Here is a 15,731-nt window from a genome sequence, read left to right as displayed (position 1 = left end):
TTTACAAGATTAATTTTTATGAAATGTGTTTAATACGCATTGATTTTTCATACAATATAAAACGTTTACGTCAAATACAATTTATTTAGTTATATGTAAACTTTTAAATCTTACAGATATTTTTTAAAGGTAGTTAATTTGTCGTATGAAATATTGGCGTTAGTATATAAATTATTGAGAATAGAGTTTAGTGTCATTTTTAAGCGATGTTTAAGTATTTGAGATACAATAATGTTTTTTTGTTTTTTTGAGAAAATTGTATGTTGCGTTTTATAAAATTGAATTAATAATAAATTTCCATTATTTTTAAAAATGCTAAAATATACATTATTATTTTTTTTAGGGAGTGGAAGGTTAAATATTAGTTTTTCTAATTTGCTCATTCCGAATTTAGACAATTTTTGTGGATTGTTAAACTTTAATTTTATTTTTTTTAATAATTCATTAGATCCTGTATTCAGTTCATTAATTATTTTTTTAGCAACTAGAAAATAATTGATGGTATTGTTTTTGTAAAGACAATTTTTAAAGTATTTTTGGTTAATGTATAAACGTTTAAAAGTTTTGGGAATATTTATAGTAGCTTGTTTTATAACTCTGATTTGTGATAATAGTTCAATGAAATTATTAATTTCATGTTTCAAAATAAATTCTGAGTTAGAAATCAAAGAAATAAATTTATTTATTTTTAAATCGATTTTAATCTTTTTTTTATATTCATAAGAATTAATATTGGCTGAATTAAGAAAAGAGTAATATTTCTGAATATTAAAAATATTGTGTATTTTAAAAATAGATTGGTTATGTATATAATTTTTTACGTCAGAATCATTTATGGATATATTTAGCTTTTTTACATATTGTTGTAATAAAGTTTTATAAATGATATTTGATAGTACTTGTTGAAATATATTTTTTGTATAATTTTTGTTATATAATGAATTTAAATCATTTTTATGTGATGTTTTTTTGTTTTTTAATAATGCAAAGGTATATAGTTTTGTAAATTCTTCTAAACTAATTTTGTCATTGTTAATTGTTATAACATAATTTTTTTTATTTATTATCGGATCATAGTTTATTTTTGTAATAATTAATGAAAAACAAATTATTATTACAAATATTAACATAATTATGTTAGACAATATTAATTGTATTTTTTTTTTAATCATTATGGGTGATTTCGTATGATGTTTATTTTAATATTTTTTAAAATATAGTTTTTGGTGTAAACTGGCAATAACATTTTTAATGTTTTGCCAGTCATTTATATATTATGTAGTGTTTTTATAAGTGAAATATTTTATCTTATTGGTTCGCATGGTGCACGTTCTAATGATAAGTTTAATACTTCTTCAATGTATTTTACTGGATGAATGCAAAGACCTAAAATGATATTTTTTGGAATTTCTTCTAAATCGCGTTTGTTTTCATAAGGAATTAATACCTTTTTAATTCCACCTCTATGAGCAGCTAGTAATTTTTCTTTTAGCCCTCCTATAGTTAAAATTTGGCCTCTTAAGGTAATTTCTCCGGTCATTGCAACATCCGATCGAACTGGATTATTGGTTAAGCAAGAAACTATTGCTGTGCACATAGCAATTCCAGCACTAGGTCCGTCTTTGGGCGTAGCTCCTTCTGGAACATGGACATGAATATCATGTTTTTCGTGAAAATTTTGTTTTATTCCTAATTTATGCGCACGAGATCTTACTACTGTGAGTGCAGCTTGAATAGATTCTTGCATAACTTCTCCTAAAGACCCTGTATAAATTAATTTACCTTTTCCTGATATGCAAGCAGTTTCAATTGTTAGTAATTCACCTCCAACTTCAGTCCAAGCTAAACCAATGACTTGTCCAATTTGGTTTTTGTTAATTATTTTCCCATAATCAAATCGTTTAACTCCAAGATAATAGTGTAAATTTTTATCATTAATATGTATCTTTTTTAAAGATCGATTTAAAATTAAAGTTTTAACACATTTTCTGCATATTTTTGATAGTTCTCGCTCAAGATTTCTTACCCCGGCTTCGCGTGTATAATATCGGATGATATTGATAATAGCAGAATCTTCTAATGTTAACTCATGTTTTTTTAAAGCATTTCTTTGAATTTGTTTTGGTTTTAAATAGGATTTAGCTATATTTAATTTTTCATTTTCAGTATAACCAGAAATTCTTATGATTTCCATTCGGTCAAGTAATGGTGCAGGAATATTAGTAGAATTAGAAGTAGCAATGAACATAACTTCAGAAAGATCATAATCTACTTCTAAATAATGATCGTTAAAAGTTGTATTTTGTTCTGGATCTAATACTTCTAATAAAGCAGATGCGGGATCTATTCGAACATCATAAGACATTTTGTCTATTTCATCTAATAAAAAAAGCGGATTTTTTACTCCTGACTTTGTAATTTTTTGAATCAATTTTCCAGGCATAGATCCTATATACGTTCTTCTATGACCTCGAATTTCTGCTTCATCTCTAATACCACCTAAAGCCATTCTAATATATTTTCTTCCTGTTGCTCTTGCTATAGATTGTCCTAATGATGTTTTTCCTACTCCAGGTGGTCCTACCAAGCATAATATAGGTCCTTTTATCTTACTGATTCTACTTTGAACAGCTAGGTATTCTAAAATTCGTTCTTTTACTTTTTCTAAACCAAAATGATCTAAATCGAGAATAGTTTGTGCTTCTTGAAGATCTTTTTTTATTTTACTTTTTTTGTTCCAAGGGATTTGTATCATCCAGTCTATATAACTTCTCACTACTGTAGCTTCGGCAGACATGGATGACATCATTTTTAATTTTTTAAGTTCAGATTCTGTTTTTATTTTCGCTTCTTTTGGCATTTTAGCGGAATAGATTTTTCTTTTTAAAAGTTCATTATCATCCAGAGTATCATCCATTTCGCCTAACTCTTTTTGAATAGCTTTCATTTGTTCATTTAAATAATATTCTCTTTGACTCTTTTCCATTTGTTTCTTAACTCGATTTCGAATGCGTTTTTCTACGTTTAGTAAATCGATTTCAGATTCCATTATTGCCATTAAACGTTCTAGTCGATCATTAACACGATGTGTTTCTAGGATAGATTGTTTTTCATATAATTTTAATGGCATATGTGTTGCAATTGTATCTGATAATTTTTCTGCATTATCTATGTTTGACAAAGAATTAAATATTTCAGGTGGAATTTTTTTATTTAATTCGATATATGTCTTAAACTGGTTTAATACGGTTCTAATTAATGCAGTTTGTTCTTTGTCTGAAATTTTAGGAGTAATAATTGGTTCTATTTGCGCAATAAAATAATTTCCATTATTTTTTAATACTTTTATATTTGCGCGTTGTAATCCCTCTACTAATACTTTAACTGTTCCATCAGGTAATTTTAGCATTTGTAATATAGAAGCTGTTGTTCCAATAGTAAATAAATCGTCGTTAGTAGGATCATCTATTTCTGCTTCTTTTTGTGCGACTAGCATAATTTTTTTGTTATTTATCATCGAAGCTTCAATGCATTTTATAGATTTTTTTCTTCCTATAAATAATGGAATAACCATATATGGATAAACAACTACGTCTCGCAGTGGTAAAACAGGAATTTCAACGTATTCAGAACGTTTTAGATTCATAAAAAATCTCTCTTAGTTTCAACAATATTTTAATGTTTTAAAAATTATGTTGAATGACCAATATTTAGTTTAAAGCTATAACAAGCTTAAGTATTTGGAAATAACAATTCAATATTCAATACTAATAAGTCAAGATCATAAAAAAATGTTATTTTCATAGAAATCAGATAGTTTTTTAAATTATTTGGGTGTTTCTTTAGGATAACACTTGTTATAAATTATTTTTGGAATCGACTTACCATTAACTACTGATTTGTTAATTAATATTTGTTTAACATTTATCATAGAAGGTAAGTTATACATCGTATCTAAAAGAATAGCTTCTATGATTGCACGTAGTCCGCGTGCACCAGATTTTCTAGTTATCGCTTTTTCTGCTATACATGCAATTGCTTCGTTATAAAATTTTAGCTCTACTCCTTCAAGATCAAATAATTTTTGATATTGTTTAATTAATGCATTTTTGGGTTTACATAGAATTTCCATTAATGCTGTTTTGTTTAGTTCGCATAATGTAGTGAGTATAGGTAATCTTCCAATAAATTCTGGAATTAATCCAAATTTGATTAAATCTTTGGGTTCAACTTTTTCTAGTATTTTATTTTTTGCATGTTTTTTTTGGTTTTTTTTAATTTTAGCGTTAAATCCTATTCCCATGCCTATTTCAATTCTTTTAGAAATTATTTTTTCTAATCCAGAAAATGTTCCTCCACATATAAATAAAATTTTAGAAGTATTTATTTTAAGACATTCTTGTTGTGGGTGTTTTCTTCCACCTTGCATAGGAACTGAAGCTACAGTTCCTTCTATTAATTTTAATAAAGCTTGTTGAACCCCTTCTCCAGATACGTCTCGAGTTATAGATGGATTATCTGATTTACGAGAAAGTTTGTCTATTTCATCTATATAAATAATTCCTTCTTCTACTTTTTTTATATTATATTCGCAAGTGGTTAGTAATTTTTGAATGATATTTTCTACGTCCTCTCCTACGTATCCTGCTTCTGTTAAAGTAGTAGCATCGGTTATAGCAAATGGAACATCAAGAAACTTTGCTAATGTTTCTGCTAGTAATGTTTTTCCGCTTCCTGTAGGACCGATAAGTAAAATGTTACTTTTTCCTAATTCAATATCACAACTGGAGTTTTGAATACGTTTATAATGATTATATACTGCTACTGAAAGAATTTTTTTTGTATGATTGTGTCCTATAACGTAGTTATCAAGATGTTTTTTGATTTTATTGGGAGTTGGTATTTCATATTTATCTTTTTTTAATGTTTTTGAATTTTTATTTTCTGTGTAAATAATGTTATTACATAATTTTATACATTCATCACAAATATAAACTGATGGTCCTGCTATAAGTTTTTTGATTTCTTTTTGGTTTTTTCCACAAAAAGAACAATATAATGGTTTTTTATTATTATTTTGAATATTATCTGTCATTATTTTTCCTTACATGATTGTAATGACATACAATAAAGATATTGTAAGTTATGTTTTTATTTCGTATTTTTAATTTTTTTAGAATCAAATATTATTTTTTTGATACTTTTAAATATTACTTTCGATGATATAAAATGGAATCTATTAATCCATATTCGATTGCTTCTGTAGCAGAAAGAAAATAATCTCGTTCAGTGTCTTTTTTGACATCGCTTATATTTTTTCCGGTATGCATAGACATTATTTTGTTAATTGTTTCTTTTATTATCATAATTTCTCGAGCATGAATTTCTATGTCTGAAGCTTGCCCATTACATCCTCCTAATGGTTGATGAATCATAACACGTGAATTTGGTAAACAAAATCGCTTTCCTTTTTCTCCTGAAGTAAGGATTAAGGCTGCCATAGAACATGCTTGTCCTATACAAATTGTATTAATTTGAGGTGTTACAAACTGCATAGTGTCATAAATAGACATACCTGCTGAAATTGTTCCTCCTGGTGAATTAATATATATAAAAATGTCTTGAGTAGGGTTTTCAGATTCTAAGAACAAAATTTGAGCTACTATAGAATTAGCTATAACGTCCTCGATAGTTCCAGTTAGAAAAATAATTCTTTCTTTTAATAATTTAGAATATATGTCATATGATCTTTCTCCATGAGATGTTTTTTCTATTACCATAGGAATTAGCAAGGTATTGTTATCCTTTTGTTTACTTGTTTTTCTATATAGCATTATTATTTCCAATATGTATAAGATGAAAAGTATTGTTTTGTTAATTTTAGAATAGTATAATTCAGGGTATTTTAAAGTATTAGTTATATTAGTTAATAAACGTACATTTATTTTTTATAGGTAATTTTTAAACAGTTGTTTTAATAAACGTATAAGATTGTAGGACTCAGTATAAATTGAATGTAATTTTATTACTTATAGTTAACTTTTGAGTTATATCAGTTTACATAATTAAATTTTGCATTGCTTCGTGAAAATCATATTTTTTTACATATTTAATAGATTTTTCTAAAATTTTAGTAATAGCTTGTTGTTCTAGGTCCACATTATTAAAGTATTGTTTAATGTTTGCATTGTTTTTGTATAATAGAATTAGTTTTTTAGCATGATGGTGTGATGTGGCATACTTTTGTATCAAATTTTGTATATTATTAATATTAGGTTCTAATAAGTAGTCTTGTATAAGTTTATTCAAAAGAATTGTAGTTGTAACTTGGTTACGTGCTTCTATGGTCAAGTCTTTTGTATTTATAGTTGAGAATATATTATTTACATTTTTTTTATATACATTTATTTGTTTTTCTCTTAATTCAACAAAAGTACTTTTTATTAAAGTAGATGGAATATCTATAGGGTTAGATTCGATCAAATGATGTATTATTTTTGATTTTATATAATGTTCAATTATTACTTGTGATTGATTTTTAAGTATATTTTTAATATTTTTATGTTGTTTTTGACTTAAGTTGAATTTATTTTTTTCTTTTTTTTCTAATATTTTTTCTTTGAGTTCTTCTACTTTTTTAATAATTATTTCTATTTCGCATATTTTGTTGGCTATTTGTTTTTCGCAATGATATTTTGAAAATTTTATGTTAATAAAGAAAGATTCATTAGTTTTATGAACGAGTAATTGTTCTTCAATTTCGGGTAATATTTCATTGTTTCCAATAATAAATTGAAAATTGTATAAATTATATTTTTTAAATTCTTTATTTGAACTGTGATTTATGCAAGTGATAGTAATTTTATCATGCAGTGTAATAGTACGATCTACTTCTATCCAAATGTTGTTTTTAAAAGATTTTTCAGCTATTTTTTGAATGTCTTGTTCGGTGATATTAATTACTGGTGTTTGTATAGTAAATTGGTCTATTTTAAGTTTAAATTTCGGATATATTTCAAATTCTATTAAACAATTAAGATCTTGATTATTTGTGTATTTTTGCAGGATAAAGTTAGGAGTTCCAGCTATTTGAAATGTTTCCTTTTTAATTTTATCTAAGAAGTATTGTTTTATTAGTTCTTTTAATACTTGTTTGTGTACTGTTTCTCCATAATTTTTTTTTAATGTATGTAATGGTGTTTTTCCTTTTCTAAATCCGTTGGTGTGTATGGTATTATTTAGTTTTAAAAATTCTACATATATAGATTTTTTTATAATGTTATTTGGAATAGTAATATGAATATTGCGTAATAAATTTTTGTTTTTTTTAATTTCAAGTTCCATTTTTTTTCCTTAAAGTTATTTTTCAAAATAAGTTTTATGAAATATTTAATTATTTTTAAATTTTATTGATCTTTTCGTATTAAAAGTGTTAATTTTTTTGTTTTTTCGTATCTTTGATGATTTGATATGCGATTTTACGCATATAGGGGAAATTAAGTTTGTATCAAATTTTTTGTTCCATTCATCAATAGTATATGCATGTAATGCTAGTCCATGAATTTTGTATTGAGATATGCATTTCGATAGTAAATAGTATATTTTTTGATGTCTTTTTATTAAACTATATTTTATGAAATCATTGCTAACTATGATGATTTTAAAATGTGAATGATGATTGTTCATAAACGTTTTATGTTTTTTACTTTCATTAATAATCTCAATGATTGTTGTATTTAATACTGATGTTAATATATTTTTTATTATTTTTATAATCATTTTTTTCTTTAATTAATTTTTTCTATTTTAATATATTTTAAACATATATTAAGTTGAAAATAAACATAAGATAATTTTATTTATGTTATACATGTCTATAGTTTTATATTATACGAATTATGTTATTTTTCGGTATATTTTATTAAATTATAAAAATAAATATTTATTGATAGACATTACGTAACATTTTTCAGTAGGAACTATTTTATTAAAGATTTATATGATTTTTAACATCATAAATTGTTTCATACATTTATATTTAGAGATTGGAATTGAAATTATAGAATTAATGTATTTTTTTAAAAAATGATTGTTTTTTATAATAAAAAATCATTCGATAAGTATCATTTTGCAATATAAAATGGATGTTGAGGTGATTAAATGCAATTTTTAAAATTTCGTACATTTATTTTAAATTTTTTTTTAATGAGTTGCATTCTATTTTTAAATGGATGTAATAGTGGGGTTTTATGTCCTAAAGGTGATATTGCTATAAAGCAGAGATCTTTAATATTAGTTGCATTTACGGTAATGCTATTTATCATAGTTCCAGTTTTTTTTATGACATGGTTTTTTTCAACGAAATATAGAGAAAATAATATTCAGTCTGATTATAGACCTCATTGGTCTCATTCTAATGTTATCGAGTCATTAGTGTGGGGATTTCCTATTTTGATAATTGTTTTCCTTTCTATATTGTCATGGAAGTCTGTTCATGACTTAGATCCGTACAAAAAAATTGTTTCTAATGTTAAGCCTATAAAAATTAATGTTGTTTCTTTAGATTGGAAGTGGTTATTTATCTACCCTAAGGAGAACATTGCTACTGTTAATGAGTTGGTTTTTCCTGTTAATACTCCAATAACGTTTGAATTAACATCTAATTCTGTAATGAACTCTTTTTTTATTCCTTCTTTAGGTAGTCAAATATATACTATGGCAGGTATGCGAACTCAATTAAATTTGATAGCTAATAGATCTGGAGTTTATAAAGGAATATCTGCTAACTATAGTGGAAAAGGATTTTCTGATATGAAATTTACAACAAAAGTAACTTCTAATGTTGCATTATTTGAAAAATGGATAAAAAAAGTACGATGTTCTCCATATAAATTAGATTCTATATCTAGTTTTGAAAAAGTAGCATATCCTAGTGAAAATAATATAATTGAATATTATTCTAGTATAAAAAATAATTTATTTAACATTATTATCAAAAAAATCAAATATAACAGAAGGTAATTTTATTACTACAATTGTACTCAATGAAGGTTTAAGGAATTTTATAATATGTTTGGTAAATTAGATTGGAATGCTATTCCTTATAATGATCCTATTATAATGACAACGTATTCTATAATTATTTTATGTGCTATGTCTATATTTATGACAGTTACTTATTTGAAGAAATGGAATTATATATGGAATGAATGGTGTTGTTCGGTAGATCATAAAAAAATTGCAATTATGTATATTTGTCTTGCTGCTATTATGTTATTTCGTGGTTTTGTTGATGCTATCATGATGCGTATTCAGCAAGTTTTAGCTTCTTCTAAGGAAGGAATAGGATTTTTGTCGTCTCATCATTATGATCAAGTGTTCACTGCGCATGGCGTTATTATGATTTTTTTTGTAGCAATGCCTTTAGTTATTGGATTAATGAATTTGGTGGTTCCTTTACAAATTGGCGCTCGTGATATGGCATTTCCGTTTTTGAACAATTTAAGTTTGTGGTTAACTGTTGGTGGAGCAGTATTAATAAATCTTTCTCTTGGAATTGGTGAGTTTGCGCAAACAGGTTGGCTAGGTTATCCTCCTTTATCAGAAATGGAATTTAGTCCTGGAGTAGGGGTTGATTATTGGATCTGGAGTCTGCAATTATCTGGTATAGGAACTACCCTAACAGCTATTAATTTTTTAGTAACTATTTTGAAAATGAGAGCGCCTGGAATGTCTTTATTTAAAATTCCAGTGTTTACATGGACAGCAGTTTGTACAAATGTTTTGATATTAGCCTCTTTTCCTGTTTTAACAGTGAGTTTATTGTTACTGACTTTGGATAGATATCTTGGATTTCATTTTTTTACTAATGATTCCGGCGGTAACGCAATGATGTATGTTAATTTAATTTGGATTTGGGGACATCCAGAAGTATATATTTTAATTCTTCCTGTTTTTGGAGTATTTTCTGAAGTGGTAGCTACTTTTTCTAGAAAAGAATTATTTGGATATGTATCTTTAGTATGGGCTACAATTGCGATTACTATTTTATCTTTTGTAGTATGGTTACATCATTTTTTTACTATGGGTGCTGGAGCTGATGTAAATGCATTTTTTGGTATAGCTACAATGGTTATAGCAGTTCCAACAGGAGTAAAAATTTTTAATTGGTTATTTACTATGTATCATGGACGTGTTCGTATGCATTCTTCTATGTTATGGACTATGGGATTTTTAATAACTTTTTCTATAGGTGGTATGTCTGGCGTTTTATTATCTTTACCTGCTGCAGATTTCGTATTACATAATAGTTTGTTTTTAGTAGCACATTTTCATAACGTCATTATTGGTGGTGTAGTATTTGGGTGTTTTTCTGGAATTACTTATTGGTTTCCTAAAATGTTTGGATTTACTTTATCTGAAAAATGGGGAAAACGTGCATTTTGGTTTTGGATTTTAGGTTTTTTTTGCGCTTTTATGCCTTTATATTTTTTGGGATTAATGGGTATGACTCGTCGTTTAAGTCAACATATAGATCCTCAATTTCATTCTATGTTGGTATTTGCTTCTTTTGGTACATTTTTAATTGCAGTAGGAATTATATGTCAAATTATTCAAATTTTAGTGTCTATTCGAGATCGTAATATTCATCGAGATTTTACAGGTGATCCGTGGAATGGAAGAACATTAGAATGGTCAACTTCGTCTCCACCTCCATCATATAATTTTGCTGTTATACCTACGGTTTGTTCTCGTGATTGTTTTTGGAAATCAAAAGAAAAAATAAACAAGAAAAATGTAGCGCGCGTCATATATTCTGATATTCATATGCCTAATAAAACTAGTTCTGGTATTATGATTAGTTTATTTTCTGTTATTTTTAGTTTTTCTTTGATCTGGTATATATTTTGGTTATGTTTTGTATCTATTTTTGTAATTTTGTGTTTGTTAATTAGAAAGAGTTTTTTTATTGATCATGGTTATGTAATTTCTAAAGATAATATTAATAAGATTGAAAATAAGTATATTAATGATCTCAAAAAAGTAGGATTAAAATGACAGTGAGTAATATAACAGATAAAAAAAAAGATATAAGAAAGTTCAGTATTAGTATTTTGCGGTCTAATAAATTATTTGGTTTTTGGTTGTATTTGATGAACGATTGTATTATTTTTGCTACATTGTTTGCTGTTTATATAGTTATGAAAAATAATATAGCTGATGGTCCATCTGGAAAAGATATTTTTTATCTTCCCTTAGTAATTATAGAGAGCTTTTTGTTGTTACTTAGTTCCTTTTCTTATAGTTTTATTTTTATAGAAATAGAAAAATATAATAAAAATAAAGTTATATTTTGGTTTAGCGTAACTTTTCTGTTGGGTTTAACATTTTTAGTTTTAGAAATATTGGAATTTTATAATTTAGTACATCAAGGATATGGCCCATCTTGCAGTGGTTTTTTATCTGCTTTTTTTGCTTTGTTATCCACTCATGGCATTCATGTTTTTTCAGCTTTATTGTGGATTGTAGTAATGATCCGACAAGTAATAAAATTTGGAATTACGTATGAAGTATACATGAGAATTTTTTGTTTAAGTTTATTTTGGCATTTTTTGGATATAATATGGGTATTTGTTTTTTCTATAGTTTATTTAATTGGGGTAATGTCATGAGTTGTTCTTATTTAAAGAATATTTTAATTTTTAGAAGTAAATATTTTTTTTATATTTTAAATTTTATCATGTTAACTATATTAACTATACTTCCATTTTTAGTAGTTATAAAAGGAACATACTCTAAGATAATAACCAGTTTTATAGTGATATTATGTTTAATTGTTCAAGTTTTAGTTCATATTAAGTCTTTTTTTTATTTGGATTTTTCTCATGAATATAGGTGGAATATGATATCAATCATATTTGCTTTTTTGATTATTATAATTATTTTGTTCGGATCACATTGGATCATGACAAATTTAAATCATCATGTACATAATTAAATAATATGATAATACGTTTTTTAGGGCTTTTAAAACCGAGAATAATAGTAGGTAATTTAATATCTTCTTTAGGTGGTTTTTTTTTGGCTTCAAAGGGTAATATTAACTATTATTTGTTGTTATTGAATTTAATGAGTGTATCTTTTGTTGTTGGGTCTTCTTGCGTTTTTAATAATATTATTGACTATAAATTAGATAAACTCATGAGTAGGACTAAAAATAGAATTTTAGTTACTAATACTCATATTTATAATTTTGCAATATTTTTCGCGATATTCTTAGGAATATTGGGATTATTGGTTTTTGGATGGTTTATTAATATATTATGTATGGTACTTGCTTTTTTAGGATTAACCATTTATGTAGTTTTTTATAGTTTTTTTTTAAAAAAACGGTCAATATATTCAACTATTATTGGCAGTATATCTGGCGCTATTCCTCCTGTTTTAGGTTATTGTTCTGTTACAAATCATATAGATTGGTGTGCTATGAATTTGTTTTTTGTTTTGTTTTTGTGGCAGATACCTCATTCTTATGCAATTTTTATCATGCATTTAGATGATTATAAAAATGCTAATATACCAATATTCCCTGTCGTACAATCATTGTCCATTACTCGTGTTCACATGAATATATTTATATTATTTTTTTTAGTATTTTCGTGTCTTTTAACAGTGACGCATTGTACAGGATACAAGTTTTTTTTCGTTTTATTGATTTGTTCTACAGTATGGTTTTATATTGCTACAAAGAAACTTTATCATGATAATTATATTACTTTTTCCAAAAGTGTTTTTTATTGTTCTATTATTATTATGTTAGTAATGAACATTATGATGTCAATTGATTTTGTTCGTTAGAATTAGGTTCAATTATTATGTTTTTGTATTTAATGCAATTTCAAAGACAGCTAGATGGTTTTGGAATTCCTGCTATTTTGCTTGCTTGTTTAACTGGACCTACAGGAAATAATTTAAATAAGTAACAGGTATTTATTTTTTTTAACCCTCTTTTTTTTAGAAATTTTATTAACATTATTATAGATGGAGTTAAATTGAACTTAAAATAAAAATCTCTCATAGCGTATATTACTTCCCAATGATCTTTAGTCATGTCAATAGATTCATTTTTAGCGATATTTTTGGCTATTGTTTCATTCCAATATGTGTATTTTTTAAATTTTTTTTTCATATTATTTGTTTTAAGTTATGTATTACAAAAATATTATCTATAGATGAAAATACAGAAATGTTATTTTGTATGATGATTGGCTTATTATAATAAGTATTATTAACATTACAATAAGAAATTTAATGTATATGAATAAATCTTATAATGAAATAAGAGAATGGAAAGTGGTTTTAGGAATATGTATCATTTTTTCTTTGCGTATATTCGGAATGTTTATAATTTTACCTGTTTTTGGTATATATGGAATGTATTTTCAAGGTAGCACTACATTTCTTATAGGTGTTGCATTGGGAGTATATAGTTTTTTTCAAGCTTTATTTCAAATTCCTTATGGTTGGTTATCTGATAAATTTGGACGGAAACATGTTATTATTTTAGGATTACTATTTTTTTTGATAGGAAGTTTTATATGTTTGAATAGTAGTTCTATTTGGGGAATTATATTAGGTCGTAGTTTACAGGGATCAGGAGCGATTTCTTCGGTATGCATGGCATTATTATCTGAAACAATTTCAAAAAGAAATAGATCTCAAGCAATGGGATTTTTAGGAATTAGTTTTGGAATAAGTTTTGTTTTTGCTATGGTAATGAGTCCTATTTTAGTTCATTCTTTTGGGATTCATAGTTTATTTTTTATTAGTGTTATATTTTCAATAATATGTATTTTTATAATTTTTTTTGCTATTCCAACTCCAATAAGTAGTAAAAATGGAATTTTTTTAGACAAAGAATATAAAAATATATTAAATGTATTTAACAATTTTATTCTATTACGATTTAATCTAAATATTTTTTTTCTTCATTTATTATTAATGTTGCATTTTATTGCAATTCCCGCGCAGTTATATTCGCATAAAAATTTTGTTGTTCCATATTGGATGATATATTTTACTACTATTTTGATTTCTTTTTTTATTGTACTTCCAATTAGTTCGTATATTGAGAGGAAAAAATATGAAAAGTTCGCAATTATATTATCTATAACTTTATTAATTTTTTCTAATGTTTTGTGTCTGATTTTTATAAAAAATTATTTCTTTTTAATTTTTTGGTTGCAAATATTTTTTTTAGTGTTTAGTTTATTCGAAATTATGCTTCCTATTTTGGTAAGTAAAAATGCTCCTGTAAATTATAAAGGTACTGCTATGGCTATATATTCCATTAGCCAATTTTTAGGTTCTTTTATAGGGAGTGTGTTAGGAGGATTTATTTTAAATTATCATAGCAATATTGTTGTTTTTTCTTTTGAGTTAATGGTTTTTTTTATTTGGTTGTTAATAAATATTCGATGTCATAAGTTTGGATGAATATTGTGACAGACATTAAATTTTTTGAGTTTTAGTTCAGTATTTATATTATTAAACATTAAATTTTTTGAATGTAACAATCTACGGTTATCTATAAAGTTTTTATTGAAACAATTTTTATGTTTATGATGTGTGATATATAAACAATATTAGTGTATGTTATAATAAAACAATTTAAAATTATTATTTTATAAAATTTGAGGAAATATATTTATATGTAGTGTTTTTAGAATTAATGTTATTTTAGTAGTATTATAAATAATTAATTTCATTACTAAGATGTTGTTGTCTTAATTGAATGTAATAGGGACTGAACATGGATTTAGTTGAATTTTTTCATGTAAAACGAAAACGAATTAATAATTTTATGTCTGAATTTTTAGAAACGTTGCCATTTCAAGATTCTGATTTATTACATGCTATGAAGTATGGGGTACTTTTAGGTGGTAAAAGAATTCGCCCTATATTAATGTATATTATGGGGAGCATGTTTCAAGTAAATTTTCATGTTATAGATATATTAGCTTCTTCTATAGAATTTATGCACGCATATTCTTTAATTCATGATGATTTACCATCATTAGATAATGATAAATTAAGAAGAGGACAAGATTCTTGTTATATAAAATTTGGAGAATCTACTGCTATATTAGCTGGTAATGCATTACAATGTTTATCTTTCAACGTTTTATCTAATTGGAATGAAAATAAAATATCTAATGCTAAGAAAATCAAAATAATTTTAGAATTGTCCAATGCTTCTGGTTTATTAGGTATGTGTATTGGTCAATTTTTTGATTTAGCATCGAAGAAAAAACGTATTGAATTGAATCAATTAGAGGAAATATACTGGTATAAAACTGGGTCTTTAATTAGCACTGCAATTCGTTTAGTTTTGATTTCTAGAAATATACGCGAAAAAAAAATTGTTTTAGCGTTAGAACAATATTCTAGAAATGTTAGTCTTGCTTTTCAGATTCAGGATGATATTCTTGATTTTATAAATGATTCACATGATCCAACCATTCTAACAAATTCTAATAAAAATTTTAAAGGAAATACATTTCCATTAATAATTGGTTTACAAGAATCTAAGAAAAAATTAGAACAATTGTATAAAAAATCATTAGAATGTTTAGAAATTTTGTCTAATAAGTTGGTAGATGTAGCATTATTACAAAAATTGGCATATTACATAATTACACGCGATACATAGTTTTTATGATGAGTTTATA

At 25.4% G+C, this 15,731-nt stretch carries 13 protein-coding genes; 6 read left to right on the top strand and 7 right to left on the bottom strand.

Annotated features, from left to right (window positions below; genetic code table 11):
- Nucleotides 1-110: 110 nt before the first annotated feature.
- The 6 genes from U0T55_02175 to U0T55_02150 all read right to left on the bottom strand — a co-directional run bounded on the left by U0T55_02175 (nt 111) and on the right by U0T55_02150 (nt 7,779).
- The gene (locus tag U0T55_02175) at nt 111-1,172 is read right to left on the bottom strand and encodes a SurA N-terminal domain-containing protein (protein ID XBC42717.1); all 1,062 of its coding nucleotides are present in this window, start codon (nt 1,170-1,172) and stop codon (nt 111-113) included.
- A gap of 131 nt (nt 1,173-1,303) precedes the next feature.
- Nucleotides 1,304-3,646 (bottom strand): endopeptidase La, encoded by a 2,343-nt coding sequence (lon, locus tag U0T55_02170; GenBank protein ID XBC42716.1) that lies wholly within the window; start codon nt 3,644-3,646, stop codon nt 1,304-1,306.
- Nucleotides 3,647-3,826: 180 nt separating this feature from the next.
- On the bottom strand, nt 3,827-5,095 hold the full coding sequence (gene clpX, locus U0T55_02165; protein XBC42715.1) for an ATP-dependent Clp protease ATP-binding subunit ClpX: 1,269 nt from the start codon (nt 5,093-5,095) through the stop codon (nt 3,827-3,829).
- A 115-nt stretch (nt 5,096-5,210) separates the two neighbouring features.
- Nucleotides 5,211-5,834, bottom strand: a complete 624-nt coding sequence (gene clpP, locus U0T55_02160; GenBank protein XBC42714.1) for an ATP-dependent Clp endopeptidase proteolytic subunit ClpP — start codon at nt 5,832-5,834, stop codon at nt 5,211-5,213.
- A 223-nt stretch (nt 5,835-6,057) separates the two neighbouring features.
- The gene (gene tig, locus U0T55_02155; protein XBC42713.1) at nt 6,058-7,344 is read right to left on the bottom strand and encodes a trigger factor; all 1,287 of its coding nucleotides are present in this window, start codon (nt 7,342-7,344) and stop codon (nt 6,058-6,060) included.
- Nucleotides 7,345-7,389: 45 nt separating this feature from the next.
- Nucleotides 7,390-7,779: a BolA family protein gene (locus tag U0T55_02150; protein ID XBC42712.1), complete on the bottom strand. Its 390-nt coding sequence runs from the start codon at nt 7,777-7,779 to the stop codon at nt 7,390-7,392.
- A gap of 381 nt (nt 7,780-8,160) precedes the next feature.
- Between U0T55_02150 and cyoA the strand changes: the two genes are divergently transcribed.
- The 4 genes from cyoA to cyoE all read left to right on the top strand — a co-directional run bounded on the left by cyoA (nt 8,161) and on the right by cyoE (nt 12,858).
- Nucleotides 8,161-9,021, top strand: a complete 861-nt coding sequence (gene cyoA, locus U0T55_02145; protein ID XBC42711.1) for a ubiquinol oxidase subunit II — start codon at nt 8,161-8,163, stop codon at nt 9,019-9,021.
- Between the two features lie 48 nt (nt 9,022-9,069).
- Nucleotides 9,070-11,058 (top strand): cytochrome o ubiquinol oxidase subunit I, encoded by a 1,989-nt coding sequence (cyoB, locus tag U0T55_02140; GenBank protein XBC42710.1) that lies wholly within the window; start codon nt 9,070-9,072, stop codon nt 11,056-11,058.
- The gene (cyoC, locus tag U0T55_02135) at nt 11,055-11,672 is read left to right on the top strand and encodes a cytochrome o ubiquinol oxidase subunit III (protein XBC42709.1); all 618 of its coding nucleotides are present in this window, start codon (nt 11,055-11,057) and stop codon (nt 11,670-11,672) included. Before cyoB ends, cyoC begins: the two co-directional genes overlap by 4 nt.
- 331 nt (nt 11,673-12,003) lie before the next feature.
- Nucleotides 12,004-12,858, top strand: a complete 855-nt coding sequence (gene cyoE / locus U0T55_02130) for a heme o synthase (protein ID XBC42708.1) — start codon at nt 12,004-12,006, stop codon at nt 12,856-12,858.
- A gap of 40 nt (nt 12,859-12,898) precedes the next feature.
- Here cyoE and U0T55_02125 read toward each other — a convergent pair whose 3' ends face one another.
- The gene (locus U0T55_02125; GenBank protein XBC42707.1) at nt 12,899-13,189 is read right to left on the bottom strand and encodes a TusE/DsrC/DsvC family sulfur relay protein; all 291 of its coding nucleotides are present in this window, start codon (nt 13,187-13,189) and stop codon (nt 12,899-12,901) included.
- A gap of 128 nt (nt 13,190-13,317) precedes the next feature.
- Here U0T55_02125 and U0T55_02120 point away from each other — a divergent pair, with 128 nt between their 5' ends.
- Together U0T55_02120 and U0T55_02115 are read left to right on the top strand one after the other, a co-directional pair.
- Nucleotides 13,318-14,496 carry an MFS transporter gene (locus U0T55_02120; GenBank protein ID XBC42706.1) on the top strand — a complete coding sequence of 393 codons (1,179 nt, stop codon included), beginning with the start codon at nt 13,318-13,320 and terminating at the stop codon, nt 14,494-14,496.
- A 316-nt stretch (nt 14,497-14,812) separates the two neighbouring features.
- Nucleotides 14,813-15,712 carry a polyprenyl synthetase family protein gene (locus U0T55_02115; protein XBC42705.1) on the top strand — a complete coding sequence of 300 codons (900 nt, stop codon included), beginning with the start codon at nt 14,813-14,815 and terminating at the stop codon, nt 15,710-15,712.
- The last annotated feature ends 19 nt before the right edge of the window (nt 15,713-15,731 follow it).

This window comes from Buchnera aphidicola (Kaburagia rhusicola ensigallis) (assembly GCA_039830025.1).
Classification (GTDB): domain Bacteria; phylum Pseudomonadota; class Gammaproteobacteria; order Enterobacterales; family Enterobacteriaceae; genus Buchnera_B; species Buchnera_B aphidicola_AW.
The sequence above is the reverse complement of the archived record's forward strand: the minus strand, read 5'-3'. Positions and strand labels throughout refer to the sequence as shown.

Coding starts and splice junctions, on each gene's coding strand:
- clpP (XBC42714.1), bottom strand. CDS start 5,834: ATGCTATATAGAAAAACAAGTAAACAAAAGGATAACAATACCTTGCTA.
- cyoE (XBC42708.1), top strand. CDS start 12,004: ATGATAATACGTTTTTTAGGGCTTTTAAAACCGAGAATAATAGTAGGT.
- cyoC (XBC42709.1), top strand. CDS start 11,055: ATGACAGTGAGTAATATAACAGATAAAAAAAAAGATATAAGAAAGTTC.
- U0T55_02120 (XBC42706.1), top strand. CDS start 13,318: ATGAATAAATCTTATAATGAAATAAGAGAATGGAAAGTGGTTTTAGGA.
- U0T55_02150 (XBC42712.1), bottom strand. CDS start 7,779: ATGATTATAAAAATAATAAAAAATATATTAACATCAGTATTAAATACA.
- lon (XBC42716.1), bottom strand. CDS start 3,646: ATGAATCTAAAACGTTCTGAATACGTTGAAATTCCTGTTTTACCACTG.
- U0T55_02125 (XBC42707.1), bottom strand. CDS start 13,189: ATGAAAAAAAAATTTAAAAAATACACATATTGGAATGAAACAATAGCC.
- tig (XBC42713.1), bottom strand. CDS start 7,344: ATGGAACTTGAAATTAAAAAAAACAAAAATTTATTACGCAATATTCAT.
- U0T55_02175 (XBC42717.1), bottom strand. CDS start 1,172: ATGATTAAAAAAAAAATACAATTAATATTGTCTAACATAATTATGTTA.
- cyoA (XBC42711.1), top strand. CDS start 8,161: ATGCAATTTTTAAAATTTCGTACATTTATTTTAAATTTTTTTTTAATG.
- cyoB (XBC42710.1), top strand. CDS start 9,070: ATGTTTGGTAAATTAGATTGGAATGCTATTCCTTATAATGATCCTATT.
- clpX (XBC42715.1), bottom strand. CDS start 5,095: ATGACAGATAATATTCAAAATAATAATAAAAAACCATTATATTGTTCT.
- U0T55_02115 (XBC42705.1), top strand. CDS start 14,813: ATGGATTTAGTTGAATTTTTTCATGTAAAACGAAAACGAATTAATAAT.